The sequence below is a fragment of the Bacteroides caecigallinarum genome (assembly GCF_016901995.1).
GTDB classification, from domain to species: Bacteria; Bacteroidota; Bacteroidia; order Bacteroidales; family Bacteroidaceae; genus Phocaeicola; species Phocaeicola cellulolyticus.
Map to the genome: position 1 here is coordinate 15886 of NZ_JACJLE010000025.1, position 16421 is coordinate 32306.

13 protein-coding genes, 5 tRNA genes and 1 other RNA gene are annotated in these 16421 nt (G+C 41.1%); 2 read left to right on the forward strand and 17 right to left on the reverse strand.

Going from position 1 to position 16421, the window contains the following annotated elements; translation table 11 throughout:
- Positions 1 to 8: 8 nt before the first annotated feature.
- The 7 genes from H6A61_RS07980 to H6A61_RS08010 all read right to left on the reverse strand — a co-directional run bounded on the left by H6A61_RS07980 (position 9) and on the right by H6A61_RS08010 (position 7326).
- Positions 9 to 1181 (reverse strand): MFS transporter, encoded by a 1173-nt coding sequence (locus tag H6A61_RS07980; protein ID WP_204392690.1) that lies wholly within the window; start codon positions 1179 to 1181, stop codon positions 9 to 11.
- Between the two features lie 108 nt (positions 1182 to 1289).
- A complete protein-coding gene (gene panB, locus H6A61_RS07985) occupies positions 1290 to 2111 on the reverse strand; it encodes a 3-methyl-2-oxobutanoate hydroxymethyltransferase (RefSeq protein ID WP_204392692.1) in 822 nt (273 codons plus the stop codon).
- Positions 2112 to 2204: 93 nt separating this feature from the next.
- On the reverse strand, positions 2205 to 2858 hold the full coding sequence (locus H6A61_RS07990) for an HAD family hydrolase (RefSeq protein ID WP_154044564.1): 654 nt from the start codon (positions 2856 to 2858) through the stop codon (positions 2205 to 2207).
- A gap of 17 nt (positions 2859 to 2875) precedes the next feature.
- On the reverse strand, positions 2876 to 4126 hold the full coding sequence (locus tag H6A61_RS07995) for a clostripain-related cysteine peptidase (RefSeq protein ID WP_204392694.1): 1251 nt from the start codon (positions 4124 to 4126) through the stop codon (positions 2876 to 2878).
- Positions 4127 to 4208: 82 nt separating this feature from the next.
- Positions 4209 to 4616, reverse strand: coding sequence for a hypothetical protein (locus H6A61_RS08000; RefSeq protein ID WP_204392696.1), 408 nt, complete (start codon positions 4614 to 4616; stop codon positions 4209 to 4211).
- A gap of 147 nt (positions 4617 to 4763) precedes the next feature.
- Positions 4764 to 5624 carry a sigma-70 family RNA polymerase sigma factor gene (locus H6A61_RS08005; RefSeq protein WP_154044561.1) on the reverse strand — a complete coding sequence of 287 codons (861 nt, stop codon included), beginning with the start codon at positions 5622 to 5624 and terminating at the stop codon, positions 4764 to 4766.
- Between the two features lie 199 nt (positions 5625 to 5823).
- Positions 5824 to 7326 carry a Do family serine endopeptidase gene (locus tag H6A61_RS08010; protein WP_204392699.1) on the reverse strand — a complete coding sequence of 501 codons (1503 nt, stop codon included), beginning with the start codon at positions 7324 to 7326 and terminating at the stop codon, positions 5824 to 5826.
- A 260-nt stretch (positions 7327 to 7586) separates the two neighbouring features.
- Here H6A61_RS08010 and rnpB point away from each other — a divergent pair.
- Together rnpB and H6A61_RS08020 are read left to right on the forward strand one after the other, a co-directional pair.
- Positions 7587 to 7938: RNase P RNA component class A (rnpB, locus tag H6A61_RS08015), an RNA gene on the forward strand.
- A gap of 35 nt (positions 7939 to 7973) precedes the next feature.
- Positions 7974 to 9290 carry a YihY/virulence factor BrkB family protein gene (locus H6A61_RS08020; protein WP_204392701.1) on the forward strand — a complete coding sequence of 439 codons (1317 nt, stop codon included), beginning with the start codon at positions 7974 to 7976 and terminating at the stop codon, positions 9288 to 9290.
- Between the two features lie 68 nt (positions 9291 to 9358).
- On the opposite strand, the gene H6A61_RS08025 is transcribed toward H6A61_RS08020, so the two are convergent.
- The 10 genes from H6A61_RS08025 to H6A61_RS08070 all read right to left on the reverse strand — a co-directional run bounded on the left by H6A61_RS08025 (position 9359) and on the right by H6A61_RS08070 (position 16208).
- On the reverse strand, positions 9359 to 9967 hold the full coding sequence (locus H6A61_RS08025; RefSeq protein ID WP_154044558.1) for a riboflavin synthase: 609 nt from the start codon (positions 9965 to 9967) through the stop codon (positions 9359 to 9361).
- Between the two features lie 43 nt (positions 9968 to 10010).
- Complete coding sequence (locus tag H6A61_RS08030) at positions 10011 to 10214, reverse strand: hypothetical protein (RefSeq protein ID WP_154044557.1); 204 nt, start codon at positions 10212 to 10214, stop codon at positions 10011 to 10013.
- A gap of 150 nt (positions 10215 to 10364) precedes the next feature.
- Positions 10365 to 10437, reverse strand: a tRNA-Gly gene (locus H6A61_RS08035).
- A gap of 12 nt (positions 10438 to 10449) precedes the next feature.
- Positions 10450 to 10533 (reverse strand) — tRNA-Leu (locus H6A61_RS08040).
- A 19-nt stretch (positions 10534 to 10552) separates the two neighbouring features.
- Positions 10553 to 10633 (reverse strand) — tRNA-Leu (locus H6A61_RS08045).
- Positions 10634 to 10663: 30 nt separating this feature from the next.
- Positions 10664 to 10736, reverse strand: a tRNA-Gly gene (locus tag H6A61_RS08050).
- Between the two features lie 34 nt (positions 10737 to 10770).
- Positions 10771 to 10843: transfer RNA gene (locus tag H6A61_RS08055), tRNA-Gly, on the reverse strand.
- A gap of 192 nt (positions 10844 to 11035) precedes the next feature.
- The gene (gene nspC, locus H6A61_RS08060; protein WP_239469151.1) at positions 11036 to 12196 is read right to left on the reverse strand and encodes a carboxynorspermidine decarboxylase; all 1161 of its coding nucleotides are present in this window, start codon (positions 12194 to 12196) and stop codon (positions 11036 to 11038) included.
- A gap of 8 nt (positions 12197 to 12204) precedes the next feature.
- On the reverse strand, positions 12205 to 14571 hold the full coding sequence (locus tag H6A61_RS08065) for an ATP-dependent helicase (protein WP_204392703.1): 2367 nt from the start codon (positions 14569 to 14571) through the stop codon (positions 12205 to 12207).
- A 71-nt stretch (positions 14572 to 14642) separates the two neighbouring features.
- On the reverse strand, positions 14643 to 16208 hold the full coding sequence (locus tag H6A61_RS08070) for an ATP-binding protein (RefSeq protein ID WP_154044554.1): 1566 nt from the start codon (positions 16206 to 16208) through the stop codon (positions 14643 to 14645).
- Positions 16209 to 16421: the final 213 nt, after the last annotated feature.

Sequence of the window (16421 nt, forward strand, 5' to 3'; positions counted from 1 at the left end):
TTCTTTATTTATTTAATTGTTGAATTGCTTAGTGTTCTTTTCTGATAATATCTGCGTGTAAACAGAAGATAGCCTAACAGACCTGCCATACATATTCCGCCTGCCAGTGTCAAAGGATCTGATTGATAATATCTGCATACAAAAAATCCTAATGCTACTCCCATCATTATACCTATTTCCCACATCAGCTGATATGTATGATATCCCGTACCGCGTTCGCAATGTTTCGGCAACTTTATCATTATCTTCAGGTACTGGCACATGGCGGAAGCCACACCAAGTCCCATCATTACTCCGGCAGCACAGAGGACTATATGATGCTGATATGACGAAACCAGATAAACTGACAATGTCATGAATATATATCCTGTCACAATCCGCACTATATCATCGGCTTTCCTCTTTATCTGCTTGGGGATGAACCAGAAGATTGCAAACCCAAGAACAATACAAAGATAGAAAAAATAATCGGGTTTACCGGCAACTACCGTTCCCAAAACAAAAGGCACAGTCATCATATTTATTCCCGGAGGGATATTGCGGAAGAGGATAAACCTGTCGAAAGAAAACAATGGTGGTTCAAGTGGGGCACGGAAACAGATTTCTATCATCGAAACAAGAAACAATGCCACTCCTGCAAAGGCTGCCGAAATGTACATCATATTGTTCAACGAGAAAATGGAAGACAGATACAGTCCTCCAGACAACCCCAGCAACATACCGACTCCTCCCGAAAAGGCAAATACCCAATTGGCCTTGCTTCTGAACGAGCTAGGTGTGACATCAATTACCAGAGTGCTTCCTGTCACCATAAGCGCGATGGCGAACAATGCTCCCTGAAGGGCTCGCAAGGCATATACCATCCATATCTGATTGGCGTACGGATAAAGCAATCCGAGAAGCGCAAACAGCATTATGCTCCTTGTACATACACTTTTACGCTTAAATGTATCTACAAGGTAGTTGTTGACTGCTCCTGGTAAAAACAATGCTATGCCGAACAAAGATGACACCAAAGATGCACCTGTAGGAGAATATCCCCATTTGCCTACAATCCAAGTCTGCAACACCGGAAAGAGCATGTAAACGCTTATGTACAATAATACATTGGAAAGAATAAGAAGTATGAAGTTCTTATTCCAGAAAACCTGTTCCGAAGTATTGTAAGAAGTACTAAACATACATTATATCTTATAGAAAAAACACAGGACCAATAAATGAAGATATACCAGCCTTTGAAACAAGGCTTTACGTTCTTCATTTATTAGTCCTTTTCTTATATTTTAGAATTAGTATTGTTCTGATTCATTAGGGAAATCACTTGATTTCACATCACTTACGTACTGACCTATAGCATCTGTCATGACAGTATGAAGGTCGGCATAACGGCGAAGGAACTTAGGGCTGAAACCTTTTGTCATTCCAAGCATATCGGTAACTACCAATACCTGTCCGTCAACTCCACCTCCAGCACCGATTCCGATTACAGGAATTGTAAGTTCCGAAGCTACTCTTGTAGCAAGTTCAGCCGGAATTTTTTCAAGTACAAGTGCGAAGCATCCTGCTTCTTCAAGAAGATGAGCGTCGCGGATAAGCTTTTCAGCTTCTGCATCTTCCTTTGCACGCACTGTATATGTTCCGTATTTATTGATAGACTGAGGCATAAGTCCCAGATGTCCCATCACTGGCATTCCGGCACCGATAATCTTCTTTACAGTGTCTATGATTTCTTCACCACCTTCCAGCTTCAAGGCATCCGCGTGAGTTTCCTTCATGATGCGGATGGCATTACGCACACCGTCGTATGCATCTGCCTGATATGTTCCGAAAGGCATATCCACTACCACCAAGGCACGTTTTACGCCTCTCATAACAGACTTGCCATGATAAATCATCTGTTCTATTGTGATAGGAAGTGTTGTGACGTTTCCTGCCATTACGTTTGATGCAGAGTCTCCCACAAGGATAACATCAACTCCGGCTCCGTCAACAATCTGTGCCATTGTGTAGTCGTATGAGGTAAGCATAGAAATCTTCTCGCCTCTCTGTTTCATTTCTGTCAAACGGTGTGTGGTAACCTTACGCACATCACCTGATAAATATCCTGCCATACTTTCTTTTTAATTTAAGTCAGTTTAAAAACTCGGCAAAATTAGATGTTTTATATCATTTAACCAAATTAAGTGTGATTTTACTTGCTGATGTCACTTTTCAAGCAGTGAAATCATGTCCTTATAAGTAAAACCAGTGAAGTCAGGAATAACCAGATTACATTTGTCCTTTATAGCTTCCGCAGGATTGGTAGTACTCAATCCCACAACTGCCATTTGTGCCGATGTACCTGCCTGCAAGCCATGGAACGAATCTTCGAAAACCACACAGTTGGCAGGAACTGTTTCAAAAACCTCCGCACCAAGCAGGAAACAGTCAGGTGCCGGTTTAGAGCGGGTAAACATCTCTGCCGTAAGGATCCTGTCAACCAGACTCTTCAGTTCCGGATGAGCTGAATAGACATTCGCCATCTTCTTTTCGTTTGAGCTTGTCACAATGGCTATCTTGACACCATTATTGCGAAGTTCCTTCATAAAATCTGCCACACCAGGTACATACTCGTATTTCATTTCACTTTCGAACTTGTTCAGTCCGGCAGTAATCTCTGCCTGGGCAGCATCCATACCTTTAAAATAACGGTCGTATATCTGCGCCAAAGTCTGACCTTTGATCATTAATCCGAAATTCTCCATTTCCGGATGATATATACGTCCTACTTCATTCCAATATATTGTATATTGCGATTCTGTATCCATCACCACACCGTCAAAATCGAAAAGTGCGGCTATAGTTTTAGTTTTATCCATCGTCCAGTTAAAATTAATCATTGATTGGTGGTCAATAATGTCTTAAAACGATCCCATCCTACAGCTTTATACCATGAAAGGGTTTCATAGTATGAGTTCCATTTTGAATTGTTAACTCTATAAGGAATATACATACCTATGCCGCAGAAACGCTCTTCATCTAATTTCAAAGAACCAACAACCCTATAATTATCTCCAAATAAACCTTCTTTAGCTATTATTAGATTGTTCATCAAGTTGTCCAGACCTTCAGGGGTTTCACCGTCATTGAGAGTCTTAAAGAAATCGACCACATCCAATGAAAAATACTTGAATGAACCTACTCCATACTGTTGGACATCATCCATATCCAAAGGCAACAACTTGTCTGAATAAACATCCAGATTAGCGCCTACCCAGTCTGCCAATTCATCCATCTTGCTGCAATCTACTGCCGCACAAGTTCCCCAAGCACCCAACTGTCTGCTATAATCTATATAATCCTTGCAAATATCACCATAAGGAACATCTTTCTGATATAATTTCGGCAATACAATATCGTATGGATGTCCATATACATGAGTCTCCACAACTGCACCTATCAAATAATCTGTTACATCCTTAAATTCATAACATACTTCCGCCGTGGCCATCATACATGCATCAAAAAGAACAAAATCCAGCTGTCTGTCACTGAATACAGTTTCCAATGTCTCAGCCATCTCAGGTATATTGATATTGTATCCCGCATCATCTCCAAAAGAACGTGCCGCAATTTCATTACCCGGCATCCAGCTTGTTCCGTGTGAACCGAATATTATACCATAATTTGTAGAAGGTGACAGTTTTACCATCTGGTCCAACACACGTTCCATGGTTTTCATGTCAGTTGCATTATGATTTTTCTCAATGTACGGACTGCAATACGCTTCTGCAATAACTCTTGAAGGATTAAGATCTCCACCCTGTAAACTTCTTCTATTATTTATATTGCCCTTTCCGTCGGAATTATACTGCAGCAGGCTTGGTCCTTCCAAACCATCTGCATCACCATCATAAGGACGATAATAAACCAACAATGTACATGAATCTGTAGTTTGCGAAAGGCCTGAATACATATCCACAAGATTCTGTTTCAAGTATTTATCCAAGCTTCCAGATTTATTGTTAGATATTAAATATGCCAATACAGTCCTCCCCGACTTTACCGGTACTTTCTCTTCTGGTATTTCGTCCGAACATGATACAAAAACAAATACGGACAATAACAGTAACAACAGTTTTTTCATATCAAGATAAAACGTATAAAAACAAAAAAGACGTATCGCCATGCCTGACAAAAAAAGCAAAGCGATACGTCAATCACGAAGACTAATAAAGTTCAGCCTTCTCAAATTTAAATTCAGGGTTAACATCCTTCAAAACCATGTTCTTACCCTTGTTATATTTCTCTTTCAGTTTCTGCAATTCTTTCTGCAGCTTGTTCTTCTTCAAATTAAAGAACATAAAGCATGTACGGTTCTTGCCGCCTTCTTTCGTTTCAAGATAATCTTTTAGCTGTACACTATACTGTGAACGACCTACAAGGAAACCTTTTCCGTCCACCTGGGCACTGTCCAAAAACTGGATATCCGTAAAATAAACCAGCGAATCAGTAAACGAAGCAGAGACACCTGCCATATACACCCCGTATTTATTCTTATCTTTTGATTTCTTTGCTGTTGCACCTACTACAATAGACACAGCAAACAAAAAACATAATAATTTTATATATCGCATATTCAATTGTTTATAATGGGACAAAAGTAATCATTTATAGCCAATATAAGAAAAACGAAGCAATTATTTAACATACAGAAACAAAAAACAGAACCAAACCATGTTCAAGTCTGATTCTGTTATTCTTTTCGGAAATCAATCTCTATCTTATCCCAAATAAGATTTGAGCAACTTGCTACGCGAATTATTCCTTAATCTTCTGATAGCTTTTTCCTTAATCTGACGAACGCGCTCACGTGTAAGCCCAAATTTGTCGCCGATTTCTTCCAACGTCATTTCCTGCGTGTTAATACCGAAAAACATCTGGATTATATCCTTCTCTCTGTCGGTCAGCGTAGATAGTGCTCTGTCGATTTCCTTCGAAAGTGACTCATTAACCAAAGAACGGTCCGCCATAGGCGAATCATCGTTCACCAACACGTCGAGCAGACTATTGTCTTCACCCTCAACAAAAGGTGCATCTACTGAGATGTGACGTCCTGACACTTTCAGAGTATCGGATATCTTATCTACAGGGATTTCAAGTTCGTCAGCAAGCTCTTCCGGTGACGGGCGACGTTCGTTTTCTTGTTCGAACTTAGAGAAAGCCTTACTGATCTTATTCAACGAACCCACCTGGTTCAATGGCAATCTTACGATTCTTGACTGTTCTGCCAAAGCTTGAAGAATAGACTGGCGAATCCACCATACGGCATAACTGATAAATTTAAAACCACGTGTTTCATCAAATTTTTCAGCTGCCTTGATAAGTCCAAGATTTCCTTCATTAATCAAGTCAGGCAAACTTAATCCTTGATTCTGATACTGTTTTGCAACAGAAACAACAAATCGCAAATTGGCTCTAGTAAGTTTCTCCAACGCAATTCTGTCCCCCTTACGAATACGCTGAGCAAGCTCTACTTCTTCTTCGACTGTAATCAAGTCCTCACGACCAATTTCCTGCAAATACTTATCCAGAGAAGCGCTCTCTCGGTTAGTGATACTTTTGGTAATCTTTAATTGTCTCATTCCTTAAAATCGATTTGGATGCAAAGTTATAAAATAATCAATAATACGACAATTATTCTCTTGATTATTATAACTTTTTATAACAACAAACGATAAAGAGAGACGTATATGCTATTTTTCACATAAAACGCCTCTCATAATCTTTTACCTTAAATCAATACCTATTATAATAATATCCTTTTATTATCCTGTATTATGATTATTCAGCCTGTGACAAATCTACAGCATAGTTTGCACGTTTTCCTGACGGATATACACCAGTCATGAACAATACCTGATCCGGTGACTGTGATGCAGCCTTCATTACATCTTCAAGATCCTGAACTGTCTTAAGCTGTTTTCCGTTGGCTTTCAGGATAATGAATCCCTTACGAATACCACTGTCAGCCATTCTGCCGTCTGTAACACCTGTCACCTGAACACCGTAGCCTAAGTTCAACTGGCGTTTCAATTCGTCAGGCACAGCACGGAACGCTGCTCCCAGGATTTCCATATCCGCTTTCTTGACAACCTTGGTATTACCCTGAGCATTCTTCAACGTGATAGTGAATTCTTTCTCTTTCTTGTCGCGCAATACTGTCACTTTGACTTTGTCTCCCGGACGATACTGTGCAAGCATTCCCTGAAGATCTGCCATTGTCTTGACTTTCTTACCGTTCAGTTCAAGTATAACGTCATTGATTTCAAGGATTCCTTCTGCAGAACCGCCTTCTGATACTTCAACTACCTGAACACCTTCGTTTGTACCAAGTTCCTTTTGTTCTTTTCTGATTTCATCCGGATATGTCTCGTCACCCATATTTCTACCACCGATTCCAAGCAATGCACGCTGTACAGTTCCATATTGCTTCAAGTCTGTTACAACCTTAGTCATAATACTTGTAGGAATTGCAAATCCGTATCCTGAATATGCACCTGTAGGAGAGAACAACATAGCATTGATACCAACAAGTTCACCACGGGCATTAACCAATGCGCCACCACTGTTACCCTGATTGATTGCGGCATCAGTCTGAATGAACGATTCTACCTGATTTGCACCAAGACCTCTTGATTTGGCACTTACCACACCGGCGGTAACAGTAGAACCCAAATTGAACGGATTACCAACAGCCAATACCCATTCACCTACTTTCAGTTTATCTGAGTCACCTACAGGTATTGCAGGGAAATCATCCCCTTCAATCTTAACCAGAGCAAGGTCAGTAGTCGGGTCTGTACCTATCACTCTACCTTTAAGCTCTCTGCTATCCTGAAGCTTGACGCTGATTTCATCAGCTCCGTCAATTACGTGGTTGTTAGTTACTATATAACCATCCTTGGAAATAATAACACCTGAACCAAAACCTTTCTGTTCCGGAGTTTCAATCTGACGCTGACGTCCGCGACCGTCTCCGAAGAAATAATCGAATATGTCAGGCATCTGCTGTACTGTCTGTACCTTGCTTCTTTGTGTAGCAACAATGTGTACTACTGAATTCAATGAACTTTCTGCCGCCTTTGTCAAATCTACCGGCTGCATGTTGTTTGAATCCAATGCTACAGCACGAGTCAAAGGCATTGTATTGAATGATTCATAAAAAGTCTGGTTTTCTTTCGGTTGATTATTCTGAGATACGACGTATGCCGTAACACCTGCAACTCCTGCACTTACTGCAACCATTGAAGCTGCTCCTATCGCAAATTTAGTTACTGTTTTCATAATCTTATCTATATTAAATTGTTAATTTCACTACTTGTTTAACACTTCATCCGCTAAAGTATAACAAATTCCATACGGTTGTACTCCTAAGTATCAGTTTTTTCTCTCTTTTAACATTGATATTATGCTGATTAACCCGTGTTAACGGGCAGAACTGACAAATTTACATTCGTTACGAGAGACTGACAACACAAATATCAAAGTATTTCTGCCAAACCTGCCGTTTTTTCAGTTTATTTCCCTACCTTTGCAGTAAGAAAGCAGCAGACCGGTCTGTCGCTGGTATTTTATACAAGAGGAAAGTCCGGGCAACACAGAGCATCCTACTTCCTAACAGAAAGCTGTCCGCGAGGGTAGAGTAATGCAGAAGAAAATAACCGCCCCTACCGGGGTAAGGGTGAGAAGGTGAGGTAAGAGCCCACCAGCCGGATAGTGATATTCGGGCTGTGCATCTTAGGAGTTGTAAGGTCATGTAAACCGGCATTAACGAGGGTTGCTCGCCCCACGTCGGAGGGTGGACCGCTAGAGTCTGTCGGTGACGGCAGATGTAGATAAATGACAGACACCCTGCTTGTCAGGGAACAGAACCCGGCTTACAGGTTTGCTGCCTTCTTTTTCATTATGACAATCACCATTACATACATACTATGCCAAAACTTCCTATCAATAAATGGAAAAAGTTTTTCCAGAAAGATCTATGGATAGCCGATGAAGAAAAATATCCCCCAATCCTGAGAAACATTATAAGAATAATCAGAATTATAATCCTTTCTACAGAACAGTTCAACAATAACAGAATAGTAGTCAGAGCCTCTGCCCTAACCTACAGCACACTGCTATCAATCATTCCTATATTCGCGATACTTTTCGCCATAGCCAGAGGTTTCGGTTTTGACTCGATAATAGAAGGTCTGTTCCGAAACAACATGAGCAACCATCAGGCGGAACTCGTCATCACATGGATAAATTCATATCTACAGCATGCAAAAAGCGGAGTATTTATCGGAGTGGGTATCGTAATGTTGCTTTGGACAATACTTATACTTACCGACAACATAGAGCGAAGCTTCAACACAATATGGCAGGTAAAACGGCCGCGTTCTGTTTTCAGAAAAATCACAGACTATTTTTCCATGATTTTACTGCTGCCACTACTGATAGTCTTCTCCAGCGGATTATCCATATTCATGACAACATTCCTGAAGGAGATGGAAACTTTCGTTCTTCTGGCACCAATTATGAAATTCTTCATACAATTGCTTCCATATGCAATTATCTGGGCCATGTTTATAGGTTTGTTCGTATTCATCCCGAACACAAAAGTTAAATTCAGCCATGCCATAATACCGGGAATACTTGCCGGAAGCGCATTCCAGATTTTCCAATACATATATATAAACAGCCAGATCTGGGTATCAAACTACAATGCCATATACGGAAGCTTTGCGGCAATACCTATGTTCCTGCTTTGGACACAGATATCATGGAGCATATGCCTTTTCGGCGCAGAGATGAATTACGTAAGCCAGAACCTTGAGTCGTTCAAGTACGGAAAGGAATCAAAAAACATAAGCCGCAGATACCACGACTTTTTCTGCACAATCATACTGTCGAAAATCTGCAAAAGGTTTGAAAATGGCGAAGACCCGTACTCCGCAGAAGAAATAAGTAAGGAAAACAAGATACCGATCCGTCTCACAAAAGACATATTATACGAACTGCAGGATTTACAACTCATATACGAAGGTGTAAAAGAAAAAGGCAAAAGCGAAGAAGTGTGCTATCTGCCAGGGATGTCAACAGGCAAGCTCACACTTGGAGTAATGCTGAACAAACTCGACTCAAAAGGTTTCGAAGATTTCAATATCGACAAAAGCCAGTATTCTTCATCATGGGATGCCATGATAAAAGCAAGGCAAGAATATACATCACACAAAAACCAGATATTACTGAAAGATATATAATACACAAAAACGGCTTCCTGACAATAATTGTAACAGGAAGCCGTTTTTGTGTATTACGGACTTTTATTTTATTTTGAAGTCAACTGCATCATTCTGCTAAGATACTTTCCTATAATATCAAATTCCAGATTGACAACACTTCCCACCTTTATTGTATGGAAATTAGTGTGTTCGAATGTATAAGGAATAATAGCGACCTGGAATGAATCCTCAGTAGGATTGCATACAGTAAGACTCACACCATTTACAGTCACCGAACCTTTGTCAACAGTGAAGTAACCCCTTTTTGCCATTTCCTTGTCAAACTTGTATTTGAAAGTGAAATACCAGCTACCTTCAGCATCATCCACAGCCACACAAGTAGCGGTCTGATCGACGTGTCCCTGTACGATATGGCCATCCAGACGTCCGTTCATCATCATGCTTCTTTCTACATTGACTTTATCGCCGACTTTCAGCAATCCGATATTTGAACGCTCTATTGTTTCTTTCATAGCTGTAACAGTGTATGTACCATCCTGAATACTGACTACAGTAAGACACACTCCGTTATGAGCCACACTCTGGTCAATTTTCAGTTCGTCCACAAACGAACACTTAAGCGTAAGGTGAAGATTCTCCTGATCTTTTACCACATTTACCACTTCAGCAAATTCTTCTACGATACCTGAGAACATAAAGTATATATTTTTAAAAGTTTACCAATAAAATCAGCTTCTGTTATTCCGGAATAGGCTTGCTCCATACTGTTTCGCCGTCAGAATCAACTACAGAAATAGTTCCTCCCGCATACTGTTCAGTAAAAGCATTTCCCTTTTCCAGCATATCTTCGGCCATATGTATAGCCTTCTCCATAGTTTTTAATGAGAACCCTTTATTATCATAAGAGTCGTCATCTGAAAAATAAATGTCATAAGTTTTCATGTAAGTCAGTCTTTATTATTTTGCGTGGCAAATATACTGAATGCCTGACAAAAAGAATAGATTTAGCTTACTTTTTTCTTTAACACCACAATTTTTTTTAGGACGGACATAAAAAAAAGAGAAACCAGCGCAAACCGATTTCTCTCTTTGAGCGGAAAACGAGACTCGAACTCGCGACCCTAACCTTGGCAAGGTTATGCTCTACCAACTGAGCTATTTCCGCAATTATTATTCGTGAAGGAAATGAGACTCGAACTCACACGACATAACTGTCACTACCCCCTCAAAGTAGCGCGTCTACCAATTCCGCCATTCCTCCGTCAATCCTTTAAGATTTGTGCCCAGAACAGGACTCGAACCTGCATGCCTCTCGACACACGCACCTGAAACGTGCGCGTCTACCATTCCGCCACCTGGGCAAAACGCAAACCTCATTAGATTTGTTTTTGAGCGGAAAACGAGACTCGAACTCGCGACCCTAACCTTGGCAAGGTTATGCTCTACCAACTGAGCTATTTCCGCATCTTGTTCAAAATGTCAATTTTTCTTTTTTTTGAGCGGAAAACGAGACTCGAACTCGCGACCCTAACCTTGGCAAGGTTATGCTCTACCAACTGAGCTATTTCCGCATTGTTTAATCAATCGTTAGTTGTTTTCCCGATTGCGAGTGCAAAGGTATAGCTTTTTTTGAAACCACCAAAACAATTGAACACTTTTTTTATTATTTTTTTCTCGAAAAGTTACAAGTTATTGAGTATCAATACATGTAAAAAAAGAACGGTTTGCAATGAAATTATGAGTTTCACCGCAAACCGCCTAAATCAGCACATTCTGTCTCTATAATCTTCGTAACGGAAAGTTTTATAAACTTCCAATTCCCCGTCAGAATGAAGTATAGCTATCGAAGGATGATGAATACCGTTGAACATATTTGTCTTAACCATTGTGTAATGTATCATATCTTCAAACACTATTCTTTCTCCTACGCGCAATTCATGATCAAATTTCCAGCTGCCCATATAGTCCCCGCTCAGACAACTGTTGCCTCCCAATCTGTAAACATGGTCTTCCGGCGAAGATATTTTCACCGCATCAGCAGGGAGCGACTCAGCTCCGCGAACAGCCGGCTGATATGGCATTTCCAGACAGTCCGGCATATGACATGTGAAACTTACATCAAGTATTGCTGTGCGTATTCCCTTACTTTCAACCACATCAACAACCGAAGCCACAAGAGGTCCTGTCTGCCACGTAAACGCAGATCCCGGTTCAAGTATTATATGGAGATTAGGATAGCGCTGTCTCAGCCCCTGAAGCAAGCCTATCAGATGATTTACATCATAATCCTTGCGAGTCATCAGATGTCCTCCTCCCAAATTAAGCCATTTCAGCTGAGGGAACCAACGTGAAAACTTCTTCTCGATATGCTTTAATGTCCTTTCAAGCTCATACGAACTGGACTCGCAATGACAGTGACAATGAAATCCTTCAATTCCCTCCGGCAACGTTTCCGGAAGCATATCCGCAGTCACACCAAAACGTGTACCCGGAGCACACGGATTATATAATTCCACTTCCACCTCAGAATATTCAGGATTTACACGTATTCCCAATGAAACGTCTTCAGCCGAGGCTTTAGCCATAGGATAAAAGCGGTTGAATTGAGAAAGCGAGTTAAATGTTATATGACTGCTGTATTTCAGAAATGCAGGGAAGTTTTCCTCAGTATATGCCGGCGAATAAGAATGAGCCTTACTTCCAAACTCTTCGAATGCCAGGCGTGCCTCATACTCCGAACTTGCCGTAGTATAGTTTATGTACTCACGGAATATCGGAAAAGACTTCCACATGGCAAAAGCCTTGAAAGCTAAAATAATCTCCACCCCAGCCTTGTCGGCCACACTTTTTATCAGGCTCAGATTTTTCCTGAGCAGTTCTTCTTCCATTACATAACATGGAGAAGGCACCTTAGTCAAATCCATAATCTTAATTATCCAATAATTTTAAAACGTGCAAATTTCAATAACAGTTGCTTGTCGCCGGCATTTTCAAATCTTACAGTCGCCTTGCAATTGTCGCCGCTGCCTTCCAGCCGCACGACCTCTCCCCTGCCGAAACGTTCGTGTTCTATCAGACGACCAACTTCCACACCGTGCGTATCAGCTTTACCCGGCTCAGCACTACGGCTCACCGCCGGATTTTGTGACACCGGAACAATCCTTTTAAGATTTCTCGGAGGCACAGGTTTGACAAATCTCACCGGTTCCTGAGGCATCTCACCACCATCGAACATCGAAGGTCCGCTACTCCTGTAAGTTTCATTCCTTTCATAGCCACGTTCATAGTTACGTTTTGTATATCCTTCATTACGCACGGATGTAAACCCACTATCAGCAGGCATCTTCAGAAAAGCAGGGTTTATGTCCTTGAGGAAGCGGCTCGGATTACAGAACTCCGGCTTACCATATTTATACCTGTTCTTTGCATACGAAATGAAACAGTTCTCCTCGGCACGGGTTATGGCCACATAGAACAATCTTCTTTCTTCTTCCAAAGCCCTGGGAGAATCTGAAGACATAGGTCCCGGGAACAGGTTTTCCTCCATTCCTACGATAAAGACATTTCTGAATTCAAGTCCCTTGGCCGAATGGATAGTCATCAAAGTTACTTTCGGGACACTGTCGTCCTTTTCTCCATCCTGGTCGGTAAGCAATGAAACTTCCGAAAGATAATCAGTCAGAAACATCCTTTCATTACCTTCCTGACGGCGTATGTCACAAAAATCGTACATACCGTTCACCAGTTCGTCTATATTCTCACGTCTGCTCAAACCTTCGGGCGAAGTGTCCTGTATTATATCAGCCATAATACCTGACGCTCCAACAATCTCCTTTCCAAGATCATAGGCATTATATGTGTCAACCTTACTTACAAAATCCGCTATGATATCCTTGAAGCCCTGCAGTTTGGCATGAGTACCTTTATTTATATTCAGTCCGTAATCAAGAGGAGACGAAATGACAGTCCAAAGACTCACCCCTTCCTGTGCCGCTGTAGCAATAATCTTATTCAGAGTAGTATCTCCTATCCCTCTGGCAGGATAGTTTATGACTCTTTTCAGAGCCTCCCCGTCATGCGGGTTTACTGCCAGACGGAAATATGCTATCACATCCTTAATCTCCTTACGTTGATAGAACGACAAACCACCGTATATCCTGTACGCCACAGCACGCTTTCTCAGTGCCTCCTCAAATATACGGCTCTGTGCATTTGTGCGATACAAAATAGCAAAATCACTGTAAGGACAACCATCCTTCACGTGCATGGAAGTAATCTTGTTCGCTACAATCTCTCCTTCCTCTACATCGCTGTATGCGCTCGTCACGGTTATAGGTTCCCCCACCTGATTTTCCGAGAAAACCTCTTTCCTTATCTGTTCACGGTTCTTCTCTATAAGGCTATTGGCCGCTTTCACAATCAATTGTGTAGAACGGTAGTTCTGTTCAAGCTTGAAGAGGCGGGCATCATTATACAGCCTTGTGAACTTCAATATATTGTCTATATTCGCGCCACGGAAAGAATATATACTCTGTGCATCGTCACCCACCACACATACACGCTGATGCTTGCTTGTCAATTGCAAGACTATGCTGTGCTGTGCAAAGTTAGTATCCTGATACTCATCCACCAATACATACCGGAACCTTTCGGCATATTTATCACAAATGTCGGTATGATTCTTGAATAAAAGATAAGTATTTACCAGAAGGTCGTCAAAATCCATGGCATCACTCTGTCGGCATCTTTCGCAATACCTTACATATATATCCCTCATTGCAGGAATTTTCGCCTCGGAATCAGCTCTGTAGAACTCTCCGCTTGCCGCATAAGCCTCCGGCGAAACCAAATGATTTTTTGCATTACTTATCCTCGCCTGCACCACTCCCGGCTTATACACCTTTTCATCCAGGTTAAGTTCCTTAAGGATAGATTTTATAAGACTCTTTGAATCGGATGAATCATATATAGTAAAATTCGATGTATATCCCAACGCCGCACCCTCAGTCCGCAATATCCGTGCAAAAATGGAATGAAAAGTGCCCATCCATAAATATTTTGCCTTTTCCATACCTACAGCACGTGATATACGTTCCTTCATCTCGCGCGCCGCCTTATTGGTAAAAGTCAGTGCCAGTATAGACCACGGCTCATAACCATTGTCCAGCAGATAAGCTATCTTATATGTAAGCACCCTCGTCTTTCCGGAGCCAGCCCCGGCTATTACCAGCGAAGGTCCGTCGTTATAAAGCACAGCGGCACGCTGGCTTTCATTCAGTTCATCCAGATAATTAGTCATCTTATGATATTATAGATAATTCGATATAATTTTCAGGCTGCAAATATAGACAAAAACTACAAAACTCACAGTCATCCAACCATCCATTCCTCTATCGTTCCCGTTTCAGACGAGAATACGGCTCCTACCTTATATAGTTTGCGGCTGTCAGATTCATATTCACAAGCATAACCTTTTTCTTCTATCTGTCGAACCGCCTCCTCTGCAGTACCGTCAAGTTTGAATTCAAAGATAAAAACATAATCCGATGTTTCCACTATGCAGTCCACACGACCGTAACTCTGTACCTTCTCCGTATAGACAGTATAGACACTGATAAGTCGCAGTATCAAATAGAAAGTATAGTGGAAATATCTTTCCTTCTCACGCTCGTTCTCTTTACGGCGCATTGTGTATGGGATACTTGCAAGGAAAGAAGTCATACCTGTAAGAAAGTCGTCTATCCTGCCTTCATTCAACTGATCTACCGCATTGTCAATCCATGAATTCACACTCTCTCTTGTATTGAAATAACTTGAAGCTATTACTGACAGGAATCCCTTTTTCACCTCACAGTTAGGGTAATCCAACAAAAACTTATTACGCCTCAAATCAAATTCCTTTATAGTTAGATAGCCGCTCTGATATATCATAGGCAGTGGTTGTTCCACACACGCCTTGTAATCAATAAATTCCTCAGGAGAATAGAACTTGCCTGTTATCTCGTTCATATTTTCGTTTGAATGCGACAACAGGCGAACCAGATATGTCGGAGTACCGCTCTTGAACCAATAATCATAAATTCTCCCGGAATCAAACGCATTAAGCAAGCTGAAAGGATTATACACATCCGTCATTCTGTCGCTGAAATGATAACCGTCATACTGCGCCTTCAACTTATTCATCATTTCATCTAAAGAACATCCGTAAACTTCCGCCATCTGCCCTACAGGCTTCTTGAAATAACTTTCCAATTCCTCCTGCGATATACCGCAAAGCGTCTCATACTTAGCGTGCATGCTTATATCCTTAGGCTGGTTGAAACCGCTGAACACACTGACTTGCGAAAATTTTGTTACACCTGTAAGAAATACAAACTGTAGATACTCATCAGCCCCTTTGAATGTGGAATAGAATCCTTTCAGGATATTGCGGTGTTCTTCCTCCAAATCCTTGTCATAGTCCAGAACATCAAGTATAGGCTTGTCATATTCGTCAATAAGTACCACCGCACGCATTCCGCTTTTATTATAAGCAGTCTCGATTATCTTCTTGAATCTGAAGCCAAGGTTAAGTTCTTCGTCACCACCTTCTATTCCATACAATCTTTCCCAGGCAGTAATATAACTTAGAATAGCACTTCTCAATGCACCTTTACGTGTATATTCACCTCCATTGAAATCCATATGAAACACAGGATACACATTCCAGTCCTTTTCCAGCGCATCAATTTTCAACCCCCTGAAAAGTTCCTTTCTACCGAGAAAATAGTTTTTAAGTGTTGACACAAGAAGACTCTTGCCGAAACGGCGAGGGCGGCTAAGGAAGTAAATTGAGCCTTCCGTCACCAGACTGTAAACCAAATCAGTCTTATCTACATAAACAAATCCGTCATTTATAATACGGTCAAAGCTCTGTATTCCTATGGGGTATTTCATGTAAATCAATTAATAATTAAAAATTAATAATTAAAAATGCAGTGCATGCGAATGTCACAAAGATAGTGCAAACCGAGAGAAGTACAAAGTGAAAACAAAGTTTTCAACTTTTAATTCCAAGGTGAAGCCTATCTTATCTAAAGATAGTGCAAACAGAGAGAAGTACAAAGTGAAATATACGCACATAAAAATCCCCCTGCACAATCACTTGCA

Coding starts and splice junctions, on each gene's coding strand:
- H6A61_RS08070 (WP_154044554.1), bottom strand. CDS start 16,208: ATGAAATACCCCATAGGAATACAGAGCTTTGACCGTATTATAAATGAC.
- H6A61_RS07990 (WP_154044564.1), bottom strand. CDS start 2,858: ATGGATAAAACTAAAACTATAGCCGCACTTTTCGATTTTGACGGTGTG.
- H6A61_RS08065 (WP_204392703.1), bottom strand. CDS start 14,571: ATGACTAATTATCTGGATGAACTGAATGAAAGCCAGCGTGCCGCTGTG.
- H6A61_RS07995 (WP_204392694.1), bottom strand. CDS start 4,126: ATGAAAAAACTGTTGTTACTGTTATTGTCCGTATTTGTTTTTGTATCA.
- H6A61_RS08010 (WP_204392699.1), bottom strand. CDS start 7,326: ATGAAAACAGTAACTAAATTTGCGATAGGAGCAGCTTCAATGGTTGCA.
- H6A61_RS07980 (WP_204392690.1), bottom strand. CDS start 1,181: ATGTTTAGTACTTCTTACAATACTTCGGAACAGGTTTTCTGGAATAAG.
- H6A61_RS08020 (WP_204392701.1), top strand. CDS start 7,974: ATGCCAAAACTTCCTATCAATAAATGGAAAAAGTTTTTCCAGAAAGAT.
- H6A61_RS08030 (WP_154044557.1), bottom strand. CDS start 10,214: ATGAAAACTTATGACATTTATTTTTCAGATGACGACTCTTATGATAAT.
- nspC (WP_239469151.1), bottom strand. CDS start 12,196: ATGGATTTGACTAAGGTGCCTTCTCCATGTTATGTAATGGAAGAAGAA.
- panB (WP_204392692.1), bottom strand. CDS start 2,111: ATGGCAGGATATTTATCAGGTGATGTGCGTAAGGTTACCACACACCGT.
- H6A61_RS08025 (WP_154044558.1), bottom strand. CDS start 9,967: ATGTTCTCAGGTATCGTAGAAGAATTTGCTGAAGTGGTAAATGTGGTA.
- H6A61_RS08000 (WP_204392696.1), bottom strand. CDS start 4,616: ATGCGATATATAAAATTATTATGTTTTTTGTTTGCTGTGTCTATTGTA.
- H6A61_RS08005 (WP_154044561.1), bottom strand. CDS start 5,624: ATGAGACAATTAAAGATTACCAAAAGTATCACTAACCGAGAGAGCGCT.